Here is a 20,898-nt window from a genome sequence, read left to right on the forward strand (position 1 = left end):
CGTGCGCCTTCGCAAGCTGACCCTGCTGACCGCGCTGGCGCTGAGCCTGAACCCCCTGCTGCCGGCCTCGGCGCTGGGCTTCATGGAAGCCTACCGCGCCGCATTGCAGAATGACCCGACCTACCAGGCCGCCATCGCAGAAAACGAAGCCGGCCAGCAAAACCGCGCCATGGGCCGCGCCGGCTTGTTGCCTCAGGTAAACGCCAATATCTCGCGTGCCCGGGTGCGTGGTGAACAGGAATACACCACACAGACCCTGGCTGGCCCTCGTGACGTAGTTGTTCCGCTGAAATACTTCAGCTACTCGCGTACCGTGCAGGTACGGCAATCGGTGGTGAATATGGCGGCGATTGCCAACTTCCGCCAGGGCCGCGCCCGTGCCGAGTACAGCACGGAAGTGTTCCGTGGCAAGCAGAACGACCTGGCCTTGCGCCTGTCGTCGGCGTATTTCCAGGCCTTGCTGTCGCAGCACGCCATTGACCTGGCTCAGGCCAAGGTGCAATCCATCGAGCAACAGCTGAAAACCGCCGAAGTGCAGTTCAAGGCAGGCGATGGCACCGTCACCGACGTGGACGAGGCCCGCGCCCGCCGTGATCTGGCGCAAGCCCAGCTGATCGAGGCGCGCAACCAGCTGACCGTGGCCATGCGCAGCCTGCAAGAGCTGGTGGGCGACAAGCCGGTGTCGCTGGCCCAGCTGAAGGCCGATTTTGCCAAACAGCTCAAGCCCGAGCTGGAAACCCTGGACACCTGGCTGGATCGCGCACTGGAAAGCAGCGCCGACATCGCCGCCCAGCGCCGGGCGCTGGAAGTGGCCGAACGCGAAGTGGACAAAAACCGCGCCGGCCATCTGCCCACGGTGGATGTCTACGCCAGCTCTGGTCGCTCTCAGTCGGACAGTTTTTCCAGCATCAACCAGGAATACCGCACCCGCCAGTTGGGCGTGCAGGTGAATATCCCGATTTTCTCTGGCGGTTACACCAACGCGGCCACCACGCAAGCCATCGCCAACCGCGAGCGCGCGCGCAACGAGCTGGAAGCCACGGTGAACAAAACCCATATTGAAGTCACCAAGCAGTATTCCGGCACGGTGTCTGGCCTGGCCAAGGTGCAGGCGCTGGAGCTGGCGGTGAAATCCAGCGAGCAGGCACTGGAATCCACCAAAATGGGCTTCAAGGCAGGCATGCGCAGCAATGTGGACATCCTCAACGCCGAAGAGCAGCTGTATACCTCCCGTCGTGATCTCGCCGAGGCCAAGTATGTCTACCTGCTCAGCCGCCTGCGGCTGAAAGCTGCCGCCGGCCAGCTGTCGGAAGCGGACATGGGCGAAGTGGACAGCTATTTTGGCGCGGAAAAACCGGTGCACGAAAAACTGGTGCAGGTACGCCGTAGCGCCAACGGCAGCTGATGCCGCAAAATGGGGTGATGAAGCACAGCACCGGCCCGGCCTTGCCGGGCCGGTTTTTCATCAGGAGAGAGCCATGCAAATCGTGGAACACGCGCTCAACGGCGCGCTGCTGATCGAACCCCGCGTGTTTGGCGACGAACGCGGGTTTTTCTTTGAAAGTTACAACCAGCAAGCGTTTGCTGCCGCCAGTGGCCAAACCCTGCCCTTTGTGCAGGACAACCACTCCCGCTCCAGCGCCAATGTGCTGCGCGGCCTGCACTACCAGATCGAACACGCCCAGGGCAAGCTGGTGCGGGTAATCCATGGCGAAGTGTTCGACGTGGCGGTGGATCTGCGCCGCAGCTCGCCCAGCTTTGGCCAGTGGACCGGCCATTATCTGTCTGCCGCCAACAAGCGCCAGTTGTGGGTGCCGGCCGGTTTTGCCCATGGTTTTCTGGTGGTCAGCGAAACCGCCGAGCTGCTGTACAAAACCACTGATTTTTACCGGCCCGAGCACGAGCGCTGCATCGCCTGGAACGACCCGCAACTGAACATCCGCTGGCCGCTGCCAGAAGGCATTGCGCCGATTGTCTCCGCCAAGGACCGCATCGGCCTGGCGTTTGCCGACGCGCCGAGCTACCCATGAGCGCCCGCCCCATCCTGCTGATTGGCGCCCACGGTCAGCTGGGCCGCGAGCTGGCGCGCAGCCTGGCGGTGCTGGGCCCGCTGCATGCGCTGGGCCGCGCCGAGCTTGACCTCACCGATGCGGACGCCATCGCCCGTGTGGTGGACGACGTCCGCCCCGGCCTGATCGTCAACGCCGCCGCCTACACTGCGGTGGACCGCGCCGAAAGCGAGCCCGAGCTGGCCTTCGCCATCAACGCCCGCGCGCCCGGCCTGCTGGCCGAAGCCGCCGCCCGGCTCGATTGTGGCCTGGTGCACTATTCCACCGATTATGTGTTTTCCGGCGAGGGGACAAGCCCCTGGCGGGAAAGCGACGCCACTGCGCCGGTGAATGTGTACGGCGCCAGCAAGCTGGCCGGCGAACAGGCCGTGCTGGCCAGTGGCGCCGACGCGCTGATTTTGCGCACCAGCTGGGTGTACGGCGGCCCCGGACAGAACTTTGTCAACACCATGCTGCGCCTGGCCGGCGAGCGCGAACGGCTGACCGTGGTGGACGACCAGATTGGCGCGCCCACCGCCAGCCGTTTTCTGGCCGATGCCACCCTGGCTGCGTTGGCGCAAGACTGGCGCGCCCGCGCCGGGCTGTATCACCTCAGCGCCAGCGGCGACACCAGCTGGTGCGGCTTTGCCCGCGCCATTGTCGAGCAGGCGCTGGCGCACGGCCAGGCGCTGAAGCTGAGCGCCGCCGACATCGCCCCCATCCCCAGCAGCAGCTACCCCACCCCGGCGCGCCGCCCGGCCAATTCCCGTTTGGATTGCTCGGCGTTTGAGCAGGCGTTTGCCGTGCATCGCCCGCACTGGCGCGCGCAGCTGGCCGCGCATTTTGCCAGTCGGGGCTGAACCGCTGGCAATAGCGGTCAGTCAGATGGGTTTTTCTGAAAGCATGTGATGATCTGGCATTGGCAATTCGACCCTATCGCCCTGCATGTGGGCCCGCTGCAACTGCACTGGTACGGCGTGCTGTTCGCCCTGGCCTTTGTGCTGGGCCAGCAGCTGCTGGCCTGGTGTTACCGCCGCGAAGGCTACGACAGCCAGGCGCTGGACAGCCTGATGCCGTGGGCGCTGATTGGCACGGTGCTGGGCGCGCGGCTGGCGCATTGCCTGATCTACGACCCGGCCTATTACCTCAGCCAGCCGCTGGCCATCCTGCGGGTGTGGGAAGGCGGGCTGGCCAGCCACGGCGGCGCGTTGGGGCTGATGCTGGCCTTGTGGCTATACAGCCGCCGCCATCCGCAGCCGGGTTTTGCCTGGCTGCTCGACCGCATCGCACTGCCGGCGGCGCTGGGCGGCGCGCTGGTGCGCTGCGCCAATTTTCTGAACTCGGAAATCCTCGGCCGCCCAACCGGCGGCGACTGGGGCGTGGTGTTTGCCGCCATTGACCCACTGCCGCGCCACCCGGTGCAGCTGTACGAAGCCGGCGCCTATCTGCTGATTGCCGCCCTGCTGTGGACGGTGTACCGCCGCCACGGCCGCGCCACCCCCAGCGGCCTGCTGGCCGGGCTGTTTTTGCTGACGGTGTTTGCCGCCCGCGCGCTGCTGGAAACCCTGAAAACCCCGCAAGCGGCGTATGAAACCGGCTTTGCCGTCAGCGTCGGCCAGTGGCTGAGCCTGCCGCTGATGGCGCTGGGTCTGTGGCTGGTGTGGCGCGCCAAGCGCCGCGCCTGATCCATTGAATGAATTCAGCCCGGCCCCGGCCAGATCTTGCGCCACGGCGGCTCCGGCTGAAGCAAATCCTCCAGCGCCGCCAAAAACACCTGCACCTTGGGCAGTTGCACCCGGCTGGGGGTGTAGCAGGCGTATAAATGCTGGCCAAAGCGCACTTGCGGCTGGCAGTCAGGCAGCACCTGGCGCAGGCGGCCGTCGGCCAGCGCTGGCGCGCACAGATACACCGGCAAGATGCTCAAGCCCTGGCCGGCCAGGGTGGCCTGATACAGGCAGTCGATATTGTTGTACTGCACCCGCCCGCGCACCGGCGCGCTCCATTCTTCACCGCGCGCATCGCGCAGCCGCCAGTGGCCGTCATCGGTGAGCAGATAGCTGAAACACTGATGCTGGGCCAGCTGCAAAGGGTGCTCCGGCGTCCCGTGGCGGGCCAGATAATCCGGCGCGGCGCAAATCACCCGCTCCATCTGCAAGAGCGGCTTGGCCACCGCGTCGGCCGGCGGGGTTTGCGTTTGCCGCAGCGCCAGGTCGATGCGGTCGTCCACCAAATCCACCATCTGGTCGGTGAGGATCAGCTCGCATTCCAGCTCGGGGTGGCGCTCGGTCAGCGCCGGCAGCAGCGGGGCGATGTATTCGCGGCCAAAGGTCATGGTGGCGCTGATGCGCAGCAGGCCGCGCGGCGCACTGCCCAGATGGCTGAGCGCGCGCTGCGCGCAGTCCACCGCCGCCACGGCGGCCAGCGCGTGCGGATAAAACGCCTCGCCGGCCGGCGTGGGCCGCAGGCGGCGGGTGGAGCGCTCGAACAGGCGCGCGCCCAGCGCGGCCTCCAGCTGGCCAATCTGCCGGCTGACCTGGGCGCGGCTGCACCCCAGCCGCCGCGCGGCGCCGGCCATGCTGCCGCTTTCCACCACCTTGATGAAGCTGTCCCAGCTGTCCAGCCATGCGCTCATTGTCACGCTTTCATTGACGGTATGCTGCCGATTATCGGCTAGATCGTCACCAGTTGGGCGACTATAGTGGCGCTTTGGCGGTTGCCTGTTCTTTTTGGAGATGCTCATGTTGCGTTCTTTGCGCGTGCTTAACACCCCGCTGTCGCTCGCCATCACCTTGTCCGCCGCTGGCGTGCTGATGATCACCATGGGCGCGCGCCAGTCGCTGGGGCTGTTTGTCAGCCCGATTCACGACAGCACCGGCATGGGCGTGGCCGCCATCAGCCTGGCGCTGGCGGTAGGGCAGTTTGCCTGGGGAGCGATTCAGCCGCTGGCCGGCGCGCTGGCCGACCGCCATGGCCCGCGCGGCGTGCTGTGGGTGGGCGTGCTCACCCTGGCGCTCGGCTGCGCGCTGACGCCTTGGGTCAGCTCGGGCTTTGGTCTGACGGTCACCCTGGGCTTGCTGGCGGCGATGGGCTCGGGGGTGGGCAGTTTTTCGGTGTTGATCGGCGCGGCGGCGCAGCAGCTGCCGGCGCAGGCGCGCGGCGCGGCGTCTGGGGTGATCAACGCCGGCGGCTCGTTTGGCCAGTTTATCTTTGCCCCGATTCTGCAAGGGCTGATCCAGCGCCTGGGCTGGATGGGGGCGATGTGGGGCATGGCGGCGATGACGCTATTGGCGCTGCCGATGGTGGGCCGGCTGACGCGCGGCTACCAGCCGCCGCCCGCGCCCAGCGCGGCGGAGGGCGGGGTGCTGCGCGCTATCCGCACGGCGATGGCCGACCGCAGCTATCTGCTGCTGCACCTGGGGTTTTTCACCTGTGGCTTTCATATTGCCTTTTTGGTCACCCACCTGCCCGGCGAGGTGAATCTGTGCGGCCTGCCGCCGTCGGTGGCCAGCTGGTCGCTGGCCATTATCGGCCTGTCGAATATTGTCGGTAGCCTGTACGCCGGGGCGTGCGTGTCGCGCTACCGCAGCAAATATGTGCTGGCGGTGATGTATGGCTCGCGCGCGCTGCTGATTGCGCTTTACTTGATGGCCCCGGCCACCGCCTGGACCTACTACCTGTTTGCCGCCGGCCTGGGGCTGACCTGGCTGGCCACCGTGCCACCCACCGCCGCCATCATCGGCAAGCTGTTTGGCGTACGCTACCTGGGCACGCTGTTTGGCCTGACTTTGTTGTCGCACCAGACCGGCGGTTTTCTCGGCGCCTGGCTGGGTGGGCTGGCCATCACCCATCTGGGGGATTTCACCTGGATGTGGTACGCCGACATGGCGCTGGCGGCGCTGGCGGCGGTGATCAATCTGCCGATTCGCGAACAGCCGGTCTGGCAGGCGCAGCCGGCATAAAAACCGCACATGCACACGGCCAGATGGTGAAAACCGTCTGGCTGCCATCCAAGCGATGGTCGTCGATGACGCCCCATACAAGCCGCCTGCGGGCTACCCCGCGCTGTCGGCATGTCATCTGTTCGCGTTACACTGCGCGCTTGTTGACCTGCGGCCACCGGCCCCAGGCTTTCGGATGCAACCCAGGCATCCTGCATACAGGCGCGCTTCATGAAACCCGTTTTTACCCTTGCCATGCTCGGCCTGCTGGCCTGCGGGCTGAGTGCTTGTCAGCCCGACAACTCGCAAGCCAAAAAATCCAGCCCACCAGCCGTCACCATCACCACGGCCCCGCTGAGCCAGCGCCCGCTGGAAGCCCGTATCGGCAGCCTGGCCAGCATCGAGGCCGTCAATAGTCCGCAAGTGCTGGCAGAAGTGGCTGGGCGCGTGGCGGCGGTAGCGGTGGATGTCGGCGCCCAGGTCAAACCCGGCCAGCTGCTATTAACCTTGGATCCGGCCGATTTGCGCAACAGCAAGCTGGCGCAAGATGCTGAAGTGGCCCGGCTGGGCGCGCTGGCCGACCAGCAGCGGCGCAATGTGGTGCGCTACCGCGATTTATTGACCCAGGGCTTTATCTCCGACGCCAAAATGGACGAGCTGGTGGCCCAGCAACAGGCCATCGAGCAGCAATGGGCGGCGGCCAAGGCGCAGGCAGCCAATAGCCAGCGCATGGTGGACAAAGCCCAGGTGCGCGCGCCGGTGGCCGGGGCGATTGACACCCGATTGGTGAATGTCGGCGAGTATGTGACAGTGGGCAAGCCCTTGTTCACCCTGGCCAGCGGCGGCGCGCTGCGCGCGCGCTTTGCTCTGTCCGGGCGCGAGGCGGCCAGCGTCAAGCCGGGCTTGCTGGTGCGCCTGGAGACCGACGGCGAGCGCTTGAGCTCGCACATCAGCGAAACCCGCCCGGCGATTGACGCGCGCAACGGCATGATCGAAGCGCTGGCCCCGCTGCCGGCCGATGGCCCCTGGCGCGCCGGGCTGGCGGTGCACGCCGAGGTAGTGCTGGCCGAGCGCCAGGGCCTGGCGGCGCCGCAGGTGGCGGTGATTGAGCGCCCGGCCGGCAGCACGGTGTATGTGGTGAAAGGCGATCACGTGGAGGCACGCCGGGTGCGCGTGGGCATTCGCCAGGATGGCTGGGTGGAATTACTGGACGGCGTACAACCCGGTGAAACATTGGCGGTAGACGGCGCCGGCTTTCTGACTGACAAGGCCAAGGTGAAGCTGGCCAAACCGGACAAAGACAAACCAGGCAAAGAGAAAACCAGCAAGACGGAGGCCAAGCCATGAAGCTGGCGGAGCTGTCGATTCGCCGCCATGTGCTGGCCTATATGCTGTCGGCGGTGCTGGTGCTGTTTGGCCTGATTGCCTATCAAAAAATCGGCGTAGACCGTTACCCGAATATCGAACAGCCGGTGATTTCGATTTCCACCACGCTGACTGGCGCCACGCCCGAGGTGATGGACAGCAGCGTGACGCAGATCATCGAAGCGGCGGTCAACAGCGTGCCGGGCATCGACAGCATCGAATCCACCTCGCAACCCGGCCGCTCGACGGTGAAAGTCACCTTCAACCTCGACAAGAACATCGACGTGGCGTTCAACGAGGTGCAAGTCAAGGTCAACCAGGCGCAGCGCCGGCTGCCGGATGATGTGGACATGCCGGTGGTGTCCAAGACCGACGCCAACGGCAGCCCGATTGTCTGGCTGGCGCTGACCGGTGACCGCACCGAAAAGCAGCTGTATACCTACGCCAACACCGTGGTGAAAAAACAGCTGGAAACCGTCGATGGCGTCGGCGAGGTGGTGCTGCGCGGGCGCGGCGCGCGGGTGATCCGCGTGGAGCTGGACCCGGTCAAACTGGCCGGCTACAACCTGACGCCGGCCGAGGTGAAATCCGCCTTTGGCCGCGAACACCTGCAACAGCCCGGCGGCACGGTGGTCAACGGCCCGGCTGAGTTGCTGGTGAATCTGGATCTGGAATTCAAATCGGTGCGGGCGCTGCAAGACCTGGTGGTGGCCTGGCGCGGCGGCGGCGCCATCCGCCTGGCCGACGTGGCGCGGGTGATCGACGGCGAAGGCGATTTGCGCAGCCTGACCCGCTTTAACGGCAAACCTGCCGTGCTGGTGGGCATTGTGCGGGTGGCCAACAGCAATACCGTGGCGCTCAGCCAGGCGGTGATCGAGCGGGTGGATGGGCAAATCCGCCCGGCGCTGCCGCCCGGCATCGAGCTGACCTTGGCGGCCAACGACGCCAGCTTTGTGGTGGAGATGATCGGCGCGCTGAAAGACCATTTATTCGAAGGCACGCTGCTGGCCGGGCTGATTGTCTGGCTGTTTTTGCGCAGCTTGCGCTCGACCTTGATTATCTCGCTGGCCATCCCGGTGTCGCTGCTGGGCGCGGTGGCGGTGATGTATTTTCTGGGTTACACCTTCAACACCGTGACGCTGCTGGGCCTTTTGCTGCTGATTGGCGTGGTGGTGGACGATGCCATCGTGGTGCTGGAAAACATCCACCGCCTGCGTGAGCAAGGCCACGACAACCCGATTGAAGCGGCGATTCTGGGCAGCCAGCAAGTGGTGTTTGCGGTGATTGCCGCCACGCTGTCGCTGGTGGCGATTTTTGTGCCGGTGGCGTTTTTGGGCGGCATTGTCGGGCGCCTGTTCAATTCGTTTGCCCTGGTGGTGGCCTGCGGCGTGCTGGTGTCCTTGTTTGTGTCGGTGACGCTGACGCCGATGCTGTGCAGCCGTTTTCTGAAAGTGGAGAAACAACACGGCCGGGTGTACGTTTGGCTGGAGCGCGGCTTTCAGGCCATGGAAAACGGCTACCGGCGGGTGCTGGACTGGACCTTGCGCCACCGTGGCAAGGTGCTGGGCTTTGCCCTGTTGAGCGTGGCCGCCAGCGTGGCGGTGTTCATGCTGCTGAAGTCAGAATTTTTGCCGGAAGAAGACGAAAGCCGCTTTCTGGTGAATATCAAAACCCCGATTGGCGCGTCTATCCACTACACCAACCAGAAAAGCCGCGAAGTCGAAGCCATCCTGCTGCGTCACGGCGAGGTGCGCAATCTGCTGACGATTGTTGGTGGTTTCAGCGGCACGCAAGTGAATCAAGCCACCTTTGTGGTGCGTTTGACCGCCCGGCACACCCGCACCGTACGCCAGGGTGAGCTGCTGGCCAAGGTGCGCAAAGAGCTGGGCCATGTACCGGGCATCCGCGCCTCGGCGTTTCCGATTCCCCGGGTGGGTGAAAGTCGCGGCGGCAAGCTACAGTTTGCCGTGATCGGGCCGAATTTAACTGACGTGGCCAAACATGCCGATGCCCTGATGCAGCGGCTGGGCAGCCAACCCGGTATTGGCCGGCTGGACATCGACCTGGATCTGGAACAACCTCAGTTGTCATTCGACATCGACCGCGCCGCCGCCGCGCGGGTGGGGGTGTCTACCGAAAGCATCGCCACCGCCTTGAACCTGCTGACCGCAGGCAGTAATGTGGCGAAATTTTCCGATGGCGACGGAGAGCGCTATGATGTGCGGGTGAAGGCCGCAGACATGGCGATCAGCCGGGCCGAAGACCTCAACGCCATTTATCTGCGCAGCCAGAATGGCGAGCTGGTGCGACTGGACGCCGTGGTGCGGGTCAAGCGCACCCTGGGCCCCACGCTGATTGCCCGGCAGAACCTGCAATACGCGGCCAATCTGAAAGGCTCGCCCACCCTGGCGCTGGCCGAAGCGGTGGCCGAGGTACAAACGGCAGCGCGTGACATATTACCCCCTGGTTATCGGGTAGAGATGCAGGGTGAGGCGCGCGAGCTGGCGCGCGGAGGGGGGCAGGCGGTGTTTATCTTTGGCCTGGCCTCATTGTTGCTGTATATGATTCTGGCCAGCCAGTTCAACTCGTTTGCCCAGCCAGCCGTCATCATGCTGGCCGAGCCACTGGCGGTGGTGGGCGGCCTGCTGTTGCTGTGGTTGTCCGGGCATACCTTGAACGTGTACTCGATGATCGGGCTGATTTTGCTGATTGGCCTGGTGGCAAAGAATTCGATCCTGCTGGTGGACGTCACCAACCAGTTTCGGGCAGCCGGTCATGCTGTCGATGATGCCTTGCGGGCCAGTTGCCCCTTGCGGCTGCGCCCGGTGCTGATGACTTCGCTGACGGTGATCCTGGCCATGCTGCCAGCGGCACTGGGCCTGGGCGCCGGCGCCGAAACCAATGGGCCGCTGGCCGTGGCAGTGATTGGTGGCATGATCAGTTCCACGCTGCTCACCCTGGCGGTGGTGCCAGCAGCGTATTCTTTGCTGGAAAACCGTCGACAGGCACAATAATCTAGTAGAAATACCTAACCGACTTGCCAGCCCGGTCAGGAATGGCGATGATGATGCCATTCTCGGGACGCCCGAGTGAGGATTGCGCGCAATGAGTGAATACGAAGAAGAGATGAATCAATCGCCGTTCGGCCTGACCATGACGGAAACCGAAGCGGGTGAATTGCGCCTGATGTTCGAGCCAGACGACTTCCGCTTCAAGATTGATGCCACGGCCTTGCGCCACATGGCCATCGAGAAGGGCTATGGCGAACTGGATTTCGACGAAAGCGCGCTGGCGGTGGCCGCCCAGCATGTGTGCAAAAACGAAGCGTTTGTCTCTACCATTGCCCAGCGCCGCAATGCCGAATATCGGGTGTATGTGTCGTCCGACCGCCTGGTGGCGCAGTTGCAGGTGACGCCGTCTTATGGCGGCACACCGATTTCGGTGGACGCCGCCCGCAACGAGCTGGCCAAAGCACGAGTGGTGTTCGGCTTTGACGAAGCGGCGTTCCAGTCGGCACTGACCAATAAGCTGGGCGAACCCGTGACGGTGGCCAAGGGCGTGGCGCCGATTCCCGGCCGCGACACCCGCTTTGAGCCGCTGGTGGAAGTCAACCGCGAGCGCGTGCCGCGCGCCAACGAAGACGGCCGGGTGGACTGGCGCGACCTGGGCGACATCCCGATGGTGTCGCCGGGCGATGTACTGATGCGCCGCCATCCGCCCGAGCAAGGCAAATCTGGCCGCGATGTGTTCGACAATATCCTGCAAGCGCCGGACGGCAAGAATCTGGACTACCCCTACCGGCTGGAAGGCGCCGAGCGCGACGCCAACGACCCCGACCTGCTGCGCGCCACCAGCACAGGCCAGCCGGTCTTGCTGCGCGATTCGGTGAAAGTCGAACCGGTGATCAAGACTCCGGGGGTGAACGTCAGCACCGGTAACATCACCTTTGTCGGCAGTCTGGTGATCAACGGTGATGTACAAAGCGGCATGCATGTGAAGGTGGATGGTGACGTCACTGTGCACGGCACGGTGGAAGCCGCCATCATTGAAGCTGGCGGCAGCATCACCGTCAACGGCGGCATCGTCGGCCAGAACGCCCAACAACGCGAATCCAATGCCAACGGCGAACAGGCCAAGCTGCACGCCAAGGCCAATGTGCGGGCCAAGTATGCCGAAAACGCGCTGATCATCGCCGAGCAATCTGTGTATATCGACGAAGCGGTGATCGAATGCGACATCACCGCGCTGAACCGGGTGGAAATCGGCGTGCGCGGCCGGCGCAAGGGCTACATCATGGGTGGGCGCGTGCGCGCCACGCTGGGTATCAAGGCCGAATACCTGGGTGGCGCCGGCAGCCGGCAAACCCGCGTGCAAGTCGGCGTCAACCCTTTGCTGCAACAGCGCATCGATGAGAAAAAAGCCCAAATCGCCGCGCTGGCCAAAGAAGAAGCCGACCTGAACAAGCTGATCCGCTTTCTGGCCGACAAGCCGGACAAGCAGGATGTGGTGGTCAAGGCCAAGAACACCATGCGCCGCTTGCTGGACCGCCGCCGCGAGTGCTTTGCTGAAGAGCGCGCCCTGGTGGCCGACGCCAATCTGTCGGAAAGCGCCAAGGTGGAAGTCTCTGCCGGGGTGTATTCCGGCACCACGGTGAACATTGGCAAGCAATCAACCTTTGTCACCGAAGACTCTGGTTTTGGCGTGTTCCGTCTGGAAGAAAACCAGCTGATCTTCAGCAAAACCTGAGCCAGCCCTCACGCAGCCAGCCTGGCCAGATGGCCATCGCTGGCTACTATCGCCCTGCCAGCATCAATAGCTGACATCTATCAAGATAATTATATTAATCAATTGGCTTAATCTTCGACAGCCGCCTAACATGGTGTTGTACCGTCAACCCCACCCCTGTTTAGGAGACTGTTTCGATGTCGCTGATCAATACCCAGGTTCAACCGTTCAAGGCCCAAGCTTTCCACAACGGCAAGTTCATCGAAGTCACCGAAGAAAGCCTGAAGGGCAAGTGGTCTGTGCTGATTTTCATGCCGGCCGCCTTCACCTTCAACTGCCCGACTGAAATCGAAGACGCCGCCAACAACTACGCCGAATTCCAGGCTGCTGGCGCCGAAGTGTACATCGTCACCACCGACACCCACTTCTCGCACAAAGTCTGGCACGAAACCTCCCCGGCCGTGGGCAAGGCCCAGTTCCCGCTGGTGGGCGACCCGACCCACGCCCTGACCAACGCCTTTGGCGTGCACATTCCGGAAGAAGGCCTGGCCCTGCGCGGCACCTTCATCATCAACCCGGAAGGCGTGATCAAGACCCTGGAAATCCACTCCAACGAAATCGCCCGCGACGTGTCGGAAACCCTGCGCAAGCTGAAGGCCGCCCAGTACACCGCCGCCAACCCGGGCCAAGTGTGCCCGGCCAAGTGGAAAGAAGGCGCCGCCACCCTGACCCCGTCGCTGGACCTGGTCGGCAAGATCTAAGAACTGCGAACAAAACTCTCCTGGCGTGGTTGCACGACCTTGCCGCACCACCCGCACTGTCTGCCGCCTGGCCAGGACCGCTACGCTGAGTTTTGTGAGCCGCTCTCACGCCTGCCCCCTGCCGGCGCCCCCACGCCGGTTTCGCGCCAGCCTCGCGCTGGCGCGGATTGCACCGCCATGCGTCGCCAGCCCGCATCGCCGTGCAATCCGGTCGTCCCTTAATTTCGTCAAGACACCAGGAGATCCCATGCTTGATGACGCCATCCAGGCCCAACTCAAAGCCTACCTCGAACGCCTGCAACGCCCGATTGAACTGGTCGCCAGCCTGGACGACAGCGCCAATAGCCAGCAAATGCACACCCTGCTGACCCAGGTGGCGGCGCTGTCCGACAAGGTCAGCCTGCGCACCGACGGCGATAACCCGCGCCGCCCGTCGTTTGGCGTGGCACAGCCGGGAGACGCTCCGCGCATCCACTTTGCCGGCCTGCCGATGGGCCATGAATTCACCTCGCTGGTGCTGGCCCTGCTGCAAACCGGCGGCCATCCGCCCAAGGTCGAACAAGCGGTCATCGATCAGATCAAGGCGCTGCCGGGCAGCTTCAAGTTTGAGACTTTCATCTCGCTGTCCTGCCACAACTGCCCGGACGTGGTGCAGGCGCTGAACCTGATGGCGGTGCTCAACCCCGGTGTGACCAGCACCATGATCGACGGCGCGCTGTTTCAGGACGAAGTCAACGCCCGCCAGATCATGGCCGTGCCCACCGTCTACCTGAACGACGCCAAATTCGGCCAGGGCCGCATGACCGTGGAAGAAGTGCTGGCCCAGGTGGACACCGGCGCCAGCGCCCGCGCCGCCGCCGAAATCAGCCAAAAAGCGCCGTTTGACGTGCTGGTGGTGGGCGGTGGCCCGGCTGGTGCCGCTGCCGCGATTTACGCCGCGCGCAAGGGCATTCGCACTGGCGTGCTGGCCGAGCGCTTTGGCGGCCAGGTAATGGACACCCTGGGCATCGAGAACTTCATCTCGGTGAAAGAAACCGAAGGCCCCAAGCTGGCCATGGCGCTGGAACAGCACGTCAAGGAATACGACGTGGACGTGATGAACCTGCAACGCGCCGCCAAGCTGATTCCGGCCAGCGAAGCCGGCGGCCTGATTGAAGTGCAGCTGGACAACGGCGCGGCGCTGAAATCGCGTTCGGTGATTCTCGCCACGGGCGCGCGCTGGCGCGAAATGAATGTGCCCGGCGAAAAAGACTACAAAGCCAAGGGCGTATGCTTCTGCCCGCACTGCGACGGCCCGCTGTTCAAGGGCAAGCGCGTGGCGGTGATCGGCGGCGGCAACTCCGGCGTGGAAGCCGCCATTGATCTGGCCGGCATCGTCAGCCACGTCACCCTGCTGGAATTCGCCGACACCCTGCGCGCCGACGCCGTATTGCAGAACAAGCTCAACAGCCTGCCCAATGTCACCGTGATCAAATCGGCGCAAACCACCGAAGTGACCGGCGACGGCCAGAAGGTGAATGGCCTGAGCTACAAAGACCGCGTCAGCGAAGAGATCAAGCACATCGAGCTGGAAGGCATTTTTGTGCAAATCGGCCTGCTGCCGGCCACCGACTGGCTGAAGGGCACGCTGGAGCTCAGCCGCTTTGGTGAAATCGTCATCGACGCCAAGGGCCAGACCAGCGCCGCCGGCGTGTTTGCCGCCGGCGACTGCACCACCGCGCCGTACAAGCAGATCATCATCGCCATGGGCGCGGGCGCCACCGCCTCGCTGTCGGCGTTTGACCACCTGATCCGCAGCTCGGCCCCGGCCGCCTGATGCGCGCGCTGCTGGCCCTTCTGCTGCTGGGCAGCGCCGCCCTCGCCCACGCCGCCGTGCTGGGCGTGGGCGACCCCCTGCCCAAGCTGCGCCTTACCACCCAGCACGAGCAAGCCGCCAGCCCGGCGCTGAACGCCCGGCAATGGCTGTTTGCCGCCGACAACGACGCCGCCAACCTGGCCGGCGCCCTGCTCGACGGCCAGGCCGCCAGTTGGCTGGCCGACACCCAGCGGGTGTATCTGGCCGACATCCACAAAATGCCGGCGCTGATCGCCCGCATGGTGGCGCTGCCGCGCCTGCGCGACAAACCCTACCCCATCCTGCTCGGCCGCGACGCCGACACCCTGGCCATGCTGCCGCGCCAACGCGGCTGCGTCAGCGTGCTGGACATCCAGCAGCAAAAAATCAGCGCCGTGCACTTTGCCTGCGATCAGGGCGGGCTGGCGGCGCTGGTGCGTTAATCACCCCGGCTGATTCAACCCATACTTGCGCACCTTGTCAAACAGCGTGGTTTTGGCGATGCCCAGCGCCACGCTGGCTTGGCTGAGGTTGCCGCCGTGGCGTTCCAGCGTGTCGCGGATCAGGCTTTTTTCGAAGGCTTCCACTGCTTCGGCCAGGCGCGGGGTGTGGCTGTCCGGGGCGGTGCCGGTTTTGCGGAACACCGGCAGGCCCAGGGCGTAGCGTTCGGCCACATTGCGCAGTTCGCGCACATTGCCCGGCCAGTCGTGGCGCATCAGCGCGGCCAGGGTGGCTGGGTCCAGTTCCGGGCTTTCCCGGTCAAAGCGCAATGCGGCTTGTTGCAAAAAGTGTTCGAACAACAGCGGGATGTCTTCGCGCCGTTCGCGCAGCGGCGGCAGTTCCAGCGTCACCACATTCAGCCGGTAGTAAAAATCGCTGCGAAAACGGCCGTCGCGGCCCATGGCTTCCAGGTCGGATTTGGTGGCGGCGATCACCCGGCAGTCCACCGCCACCGCGCTGTTCGAGCCCAGCCGCTCCAGCTGGCGCTCTTGCAGCACGCGCAGCAGCTTGATCTGCATATTGATCGGCATGCTCTCCACTTCATCCAGAAACAGCGAGCCGCCATGGGCGTATTCGATTTTGCCGATGCGCCGCTTGTTGGCGCCGGTAAAGGCGTGCGCTTCGTGGCCGAAGATTTCGCTCTCGAATAAATTTTCTGGCAGGCCGCCGCAGTTGATGGCGACAAATTCTTTGTCGCGCCGGCTGGAAAAATCATGCAGGCAGCGCGCCACCAGCTCTTTGCCGGCGCCGGTTTCGCCCTCGATCAGCACATTGGCGGCGGTGTCGGCCACATTGGCAATCAGCGTGCGCAGGGCGCGGATGGCCGGGGAGTGGCCGATGATGCGTTCTTCCAGCGTCTGGCGGCCGGCCAGCTGGCGGCGCAGGCTGCGCACTTCGCGGGTGAGCCGGCGCTGTTCCAATGCGCGCCGGCACACTTCCACCAGCCGCTCGGGCGAGAAGGGTTTTTCGATAAAGTCATAGGCGCCTTGCTGGATGGCGTTGACCGCCATCGAGATATCGCCATGGCCGGTGATCAGGATCACCGGCAGCTTGCGGTCGCGCGCGGCCAGTTGCTTTTGCAGGGTCAGGCCGTCCATGCCGGGCAGGCGGATGTCGCTGACCACCACGCCGGCAAAGTCGTCGTCCAGCCGCGCCAGCGCGGCCTCGGCGCTGTTGACCCCTTCGCTGGGGATGTCTTCCAGCGCCAGCGCCTGCTGGCAGCCCAGCATCACATGAGGGTCGTCTTCGACAATCAGCACGCTTAGCGTTTCGTCAGTCATGGGGCGGGGTCTCCGTGGGCAACAGGGGCAGGGCCAGCACAAATTCGGCGCCGCCGCCGTCTGGCTGGCGGGCGGTCAGCGAGCCGCCGGCATCGGCGGCCAGGCTGGCGGAAATGGTCAGGCCCAGCCCCAGGCCGCCCTGGGCGGCGGGTTTGGTGGTGAAAAACGGTTCGAACAGGCGCGGCATGGTGTCGGGCGGCAGGCCGCGGCCGTTGTCGCGCACATGAAATTCATAATGGCTGTCGCCGGCTTCGCCGCGCAGGGCAAGCACGCGCTCTTGCTGGCCCTGCATGGCGTCCAGCGCATTGGAGAACAGATTCACCAGAATCTGCTCCAGCCGGGTTTGGTCGATGGCCAGCTGGCAGTCGGCAAACTCACGGATGAGCGTCAGCGGGCCCTTGCCCTTGCGCGGCTCCACCAGGAACAGCGCGGCGTCCACCGCCTGGGTGAGGCTGGCGCGGCTGTCGGAGGGGTCGGAGCGGCGGGCGAACGAGCGCAGGCTGGCGGTGATTTTGCCCATGCGGTCCACCAGTTGATTGATCGTGCCCAGATTGGCGCTGGCCACATCCAGCTTGCCGCGCTCGAGAAAGCGCACGGTGTTGCCGGACAAGGTGCGCAGCGCAGCCAAGGGTTGATTCAGCTCGTGGGCGATGCTGGTGGCCATCTGGCCAATCACTGCCAGCTTGCCGGCCTGGATCAGGTCGTCCTGGGTGCGGCGCAGGGTGAGTTCGGTGTGTTCGCGCTCGCGGATTTCGGCTTTCAGGCGGGCGTTGCTGGCGCGCAGGTCGGCGGTGCGTTCGGCAATGCGCCGCTCCAGCGCATTATTGGCGCGTTGCAGCGCCTCGCGCGCCGCCAGCCGGGTGGCGATGACTTTGCGCCGCTCGTTCCAGGCGATCAGCAAAAAGCTGACAAAGGCAAACAGCACCGCCGCCAGCGCGCCATGGCTGGTGGCGTTGCGGCGGATTTCTTCCAGCGGCAACAGCAGGGTAAAGCGCCAGGGGGTGTCGGCCAGCGGCTGGCTGAGCGCCAGATAGCGCACGCCGCCGGGGGCGCGCCGCTCGGACGGAAAGGTGATCAGCTCTTCGCCGGGGCCCAGGGGCTCGCGGCGCAGGGTTTTCAGGTCGGTCAGCGCCCACCAGTGGTATTGCAGGCTGAGCGCCAGTTTTTCGCGCTTTTGTGGGCTGAGCGGGGTGACGGCGCGCAGTTTGTGCGCCGGGTCGCTGGCCAGGATGATGATCTGGTTTTCGTCGCTGACAAAAGCCTGCAAGCCGGCGTCGCGCCAGCGCTGCTCGACCGACTCCAGCCGCACCTTGACCACGCCGGCGCCCACAATGCGGCCCTGGTTTTTCAGGCCATGGGCCAGATAGTAGCCCGATTCGCCAATGGTGCTGCCAATGCCGTAAAAACGCCCGGGTTTGCCGACAATCGCATCCTGAAAATAGGCGCGAAATGACAGGTCTTCATCGACGTAGCTGTCAAAATCGTCCCAGTTGCTGGAAGCCTGCACCCGGCCGCTGGGGTCGATGACATACACCACGCGGCTGCCGCTGCGGTCATTGAAGCCATCCAGATAAAGATTCACTTCGCGGCGCAGGCGAGGGCTGGGGGTTTCCAGCAGACTCATCACCTTGGGCTCCATTTCCAGTAGGCGCGGCAGCAAGGTGAATTTGCCGATTTCGCTTTCTACCCCACGTGCATGCAAGGCCATTTGCCGCGCGCCGCTTTCGCGCAGCGCGGCAATGCCGGTGTGCTCGCTGATGCGAAAACCCGCATAGCCAATCAGCGCCATCATGGCCAACATCAGCACGGGCAACAGCAGTGAACGCACCACGCGCGGACGCGGTGGCGGAGAAAACGGCCCCACCCAGGGCGCACCATACGTCGGCCGCCGCCACAGCGGGCTGGGCGGGGCAATGGCCGGACGGTAAGGAGAGGCGGCGGGGTCGGTCATAAGAGGTGGGCGCAGAGGGTCATGCGCATGATACAAGACAGCGCCGGCCGGGCGCGTTGACGCACCCGGCGTGCATGGCGCTTAGTGTTGCAGGATTTTGGACAAGAACTGGCGCGCACGCTCGGAACGGGCATCCAGATGACCAAAGAAATCATCCTTGCTGCAATCTTCGACGATCTGGCCGCGATCCATAAAGATCACCCGGCTGGCCACCTTGCGGGCAAAGCCCATTTCGTGGGTGACGCACATCATGGTCATGCCTTCTTGCGCCAGCTCGACCATCACATCCAGCACTTCGTTGACCATTTCCGGGTCCAGCGCGCTGGTCGGCTCGTCAAACAGCATCACGATCGGGTCCATGGCCAGGGCGCGGGCAATCGCCACGCGCTGCTGCTGGCCGCCGGAGAGCTGGCCGGGGAATTTGTGCGCGTGCGCCTTCAGGCCCACGCGGTCCAGCAACTTCAGGCCCTTGTCCATGGCCTCGTCGCGGCCACGGCCGAGCACCTTCATCTGGGCAATGATCAGGTTGTCGGTGATCGACAGGTGCGGAAACAGCTCAAAGTGCTGAAACACCATGCCCACCCGGCTGCGCAGCTTGGGCAGATTGGTTTTCGGGTCGCCCACCGACACGCCTTCCACCAGGATTTCGCCCTTCTGGAACGGCTCCAGCGCGTTCACGGTTTTGATCAGGGTGGACTTGCCCGAGCCGGACGGCCCGCACACCACCACCACCTCGCCTTTTTTCACCTCGGTGGTGCAGTCGGTCAGCACCTGAAACTCACCGTACCACTTGGACACATTGTTGATCTGGATCATCAGTCTGTTCCTTACAAATTTAGCGCACGATGGCGATGCGGGCGTGCAGACGCTTGACGGCCTGCGACAGGGCAAAGCTGATGCTGAAGTAAATCAGCGCCACCAGCATGTACATTTCCACCAGGGTGTTGTCGCGGTGAGCCACTTTGTCAGCGGCGCCCAGCAGGTCGGTGGCGCCCACCACATACACCAGCGAAGTATCCTGGAACAGCACAATGGTCTGGGTCAGCAGCAGCGGCACCACATTACGGAAGGCCTGCGGCAGGATCACATAGCGCATGTTCTGGCCGTAGCTAAAGCCCATGGCCTGGCCGGCGGCAATCTGTCCACGCGGGATGGATTGAATGCCGGCGCGGATGATTTCGCAGTAATACGCCGCTTCAAAGATGGCGAAGGTCAAAAAGGCCGAGCGTTCGGCGCCCACGTCCACCCCGGTCAGCAGCGGCACCAGAATGTAAAACCAGAAAATCACCAGCACCAGCGGCACCGAGCGGAACAGGTTCACATAACCGGCGGCAGCCAGCGACAGCGGCTTGATGCTGGACATGCGCGCCATGGCCAACAGCGTGCCAAAGAAAATGCCGAACACCATCGAACTGACCGTCAGCGTCAGCGAATACTTGAAGCCTTGCCACAGAAAATCCTGGGCGCCGGCCAGCGTCGAGAAATCGAGGTTCATCAATGGCCTCCGGAGATATAGCCCGGCACGCGGGTTTTGCGTTCGATCAGCGCCATCACCCGGTTGACGGAAAACGCCACCAACAGATACAGCGCACTGACCACGGTCATCACCTCAATCGGGTTGGCCGGTGCATATTCGCCCGTGATCTGGCGCATCTGGAAGGTCAGCTCGGTCAGGCCGATGGCCAGCGCCACGGCGGAGTTTTTGAAGATGTTCATGAATTCGCTGGTCAGCGGCGGAATCACAATCCGATACGCCATCGGCAGCAGCACATAGCGGTAGGTCTGGCCCAGGGTGAAGCCCATGGCCAGGCCGGCGTTTTTCTGGCCGCGCGGCAGCGCCAGAATGCCGGTGCGCACCTGCTCGGCCACCCGCGCCGAGGTGAAAAAGCCCAGGGCAATCACCGCCGTGGTGAATTCCGGCAGCGGCATGGACTGCTTCATCCAGATGCCCAGATTGTGCGGCACCAGCTCGGGCAGCACAAAGAACCACAAAAACATCTGCACAATCAGCGGGATATTGCGAAACACTTCAACATAGGCGGTGGCCAGCGCCGCCACCGGTTTGGAGGGCACGGTGCGCAGAATGCCGATCAGCGAACCGACGACCAGCGCCAGCACCCAGGCCGACAAGGCCGTGGCCACCGTCCAGCCCAGGCCGGCCGCCAGCCATTGGTAATAGAACTCTTCAGTGCCGGACACTTGCTCCAGCACCACAGACCAGTTCCATTGATATTGACTCATGGGGTTGTCCTTTATTGCCGGGGCGGCCGCCGGACCAGGCGGGCCGCCCCATTCGCCTATCCGGCCCAATGGGGCCGGGTCAATCAGATACCCTTGTCGTTCGGGTTCTTGATGGCTTCTTGCAGCTGCGCGTTCATCGGCAGGTTCAGGTTGACGTTTTTCGGCGGGATCGGGCTGGTGAACCACTTGGCGTAGATCTTGTTGATCTCGCCCGACTTCATCAGGCCGCTCAGGGTTTTGTCCACCAGCGCCTT

General features: G+C 64.1%; 17 protein-coding genes. 11 read left to right on the forward strand and 6 right to left on the reverse strand.

What is annotated here, in order from left to right:
- The first annotated feature begins 1 nt into the window (after window position 1).
- From DFR34_RS14875 to lgt, 4 genes are all read left to right on the forward strand, one after another.
- Window positions 2-1,405 (forward strand): TolC family outer membrane protein, encoded by a 1,404-nt coding sequence (locus DFR34_RS14875; RefSeq protein ID WP_158281853.1) that lies wholly within the window; start codon window positions 2-4, stop codon window positions 1,403-1,405.
- A gap of 73 nt (window positions 1,406-1,478) precedes the next feature.
- Window positions 1,479-2,030 carry a dTDP-4-dehydrorhamnose 3,5-epimerase gene (rfbC, locus tag DFR34_RS14880; protein ID WP_110391949.1) on the forward strand — a complete coding sequence of 184 codons (552 nt, stop codon included), beginning with the start codon at window positions 1,479-1,481 and terminating at the stop codon, window positions 2,028-2,030.
- Window positions 2,027-2,908, forward strand: a complete 882-nt coding sequence (rfbD, locus tag DFR34_RS14885) for a dTDP-4-dehydrorhamnose reductase (RefSeq protein ID WP_110391950.1) — start codon at window positions 2,027-2,029, stop codon at window positions 2,906-2,908. Before rfbC ends, rfbD begins: the two co-directional genes overlap by 4 nt.
- Window positions 2,909-2,956: 48 nt before the next feature.
- Window positions 2,957-3,733: a prolipoprotein diacylglyceryl transferase gene (gene lgt / locus DFR34_RS14890; RefSeq protein ID WP_110391951.1), complete on the forward strand. Its 777-nt coding sequence runs from the start codon at window positions 2,957-2,959 to the stop codon at window positions 3,731-3,733.
- 14 nt (window positions 3,734-3,747) lie between these two features.
- Here lgt and DFR34_RS14895 read toward each other — a convergent pair whose 3' ends face one another.
- Window positions 3,748-4,680 (reverse strand): LysR family transcriptional regulator, encoded by a 933-nt coding sequence (locus tag DFR34_RS14895; RefSeq protein WP_110391952.1) that lies wholly within the window; start codon window positions 4,678-4,680, stop codon window positions 3,748-3,750.
- Window positions 4,681-4,786: 106 nt separating this feature from the next.
- Here DFR34_RS14895 and DFR34_RS14900 point away from each other — a divergent pair, with 106 nt between their 5' ends.
- From DFR34_RS14900 to DFR34_RS14930, 7 genes are all read left to right on the forward strand, one after another.
- Entirely contained in the window at window positions 4,787-6,007 is a 1,221-nt protein-coding gene (locus DFR34_RS14900) for an MFS transporter (RefSeq protein WP_110391953.1), read from the forward strand.
- Between the two features lie 210 nt (window positions 6,008-6,217).
- Window positions 6,218-7,333, forward strand: a complete 1,116-nt coding sequence (locus DFR34_RS14905; RefSeq protein WP_110391954.1) for an efflux RND transporter periplasmic adaptor subunit — start codon at window positions 6,218-6,220, stop codon at window positions 7,331-7,333.
- Window positions 7,330-10,365, forward strand: a complete 3,036-nt coding sequence (locus DFR34_RS14910; protein WP_110391955.1) for an efflux RND transporter permease subunit — start codon at window positions 7,330-7,332, stop codon at window positions 10,363-10,365. The genes DFR34_RS14905 and DFR34_RS14910 overlap by 4 nt, the downstream gene beginning before the upstream one ends.
- A 91-nt stretch (window positions 10,366-10,456) precedes the next feature.
- A complete protein-coding gene (locus DFR34_RS14915; protein WP_110391956.1) occupies window positions 10,457-12,097 on the forward strand; it encodes a flagellar assembly protein A in 1,641 nt (546 codons plus the stop codon).
- 176 nt (window positions 12,098-12,273) lie between these two features.
- Window positions 12,274-12,837: an alkyl hydroperoxide reductase subunit C gene (gene ahpC / locus DFR34_RS14920; protein ID WP_110391957.1), complete on the forward strand. Its 564-nt coding sequence runs from the start codon at window positions 12,274-12,276 to the stop codon at window positions 12,835-12,837.
- Window positions 12,838-13,084: 247 nt separating this feature from the next.
- Complete coding sequence (gene ahpF, locus DFR34_RS14925; protein WP_110391958.1) at window positions 13,085-14,653, forward strand: alkyl hydroperoxide reductase subunit F; 1,569 nt, start codon at window positions 13,085-13,087, stop codon at window positions 14,651-14,653.
- The gene (locus DFR34_RS14930; RefSeq protein WP_110391959.1) at window positions 14,653-15,114 is read left to right on the forward strand and encodes a hypothetical protein; all 462 of its coding nucleotides are present in this window, start codon (window positions 14,653-14,655) and stop codon (window positions 15,112-15,114) included. The genes ahpF and DFR34_RS14930 overlap by 1 nt, the downstream gene beginning before the upstream one ends.
- Here the strand turns inward: DFR34_RS14930 and aauR are convergent, their stop codons facing one another.
- From aauR to DFR34_RS14955, 5 genes are all read right to left on the reverse strand, one after another.
- Window positions 15,115-16,452, reverse strand: a complete 1,338-nt coding sequence (gene aauR, locus DFR34_RS14935) for a two-component response regulator AauR (protein WP_110391960.1) — start codon at window positions 16,450-16,452, stop codon at window positions 15,115-15,117.
- Window positions 16,445-18,403: a sensor histidine kinase gene (locus DFR34_RS14940; RefSeq protein ID WP_110391961.1), complete on the reverse strand. Its 1,959-nt coding sequence runs from the start codon at window positions 18,401-18,403 to the stop codon at window positions 16,445-16,447. Before DFR34_RS14940 ends, aauR begins: the two co-directional genes overlap by 8 nt.
- Before the next feature lie 81 nt (window positions 18,404-18,484).
- Complete coding sequence (locus DFR34_RS14945) at window positions 18,485-19,219, reverse strand: amino acid ABC transporter ATP-binding protein (RefSeq protein ID WP_110391962.1); 735 nt, start codon at window positions 19,217-19,219, stop codon at window positions 18,485-18,487.
- 19 nt (window positions 19,220-19,238) lie between these two features.
- Window positions 19,239-19,898 carry an amino acid ABC transporter permease gene (locus DFR34_RS14950; RefSeq protein ID WP_211309442.1) on the reverse strand — a complete coding sequence of 220 codons (660 nt, stop codon included), beginning with the start codon at window positions 19,896-19,898 and terminating at the stop codon, window positions 19,239-19,241.
- Window positions 19,898-20,644 (reverse strand): amino acid ABC transporter permease, encoded by a 747-nt coding sequence (locus DFR34_RS14955; RefSeq protein WP_110391964.1) that lies wholly within the window; start codon window positions 20,642-20,644, stop codon window positions 19,898-19,900. Before DFR34_RS14955 ends, DFR34_RS14950 begins: the two co-directional genes overlap by 1 nt.
- Window positions 20,645-20,898 lie beyond the last annotated feature (254 nt).

Source organism: Rivihabitans pingtungensis, assembly GCF_003201855.1.
Taxonomy (GTDB): domain Bacteria; phylum Pseudomonadota; class Gammaproteobacteria; order Burkholderiales; family Aquaspirillaceae; genus Rivihabitans; species Rivihabitans pingtungensis.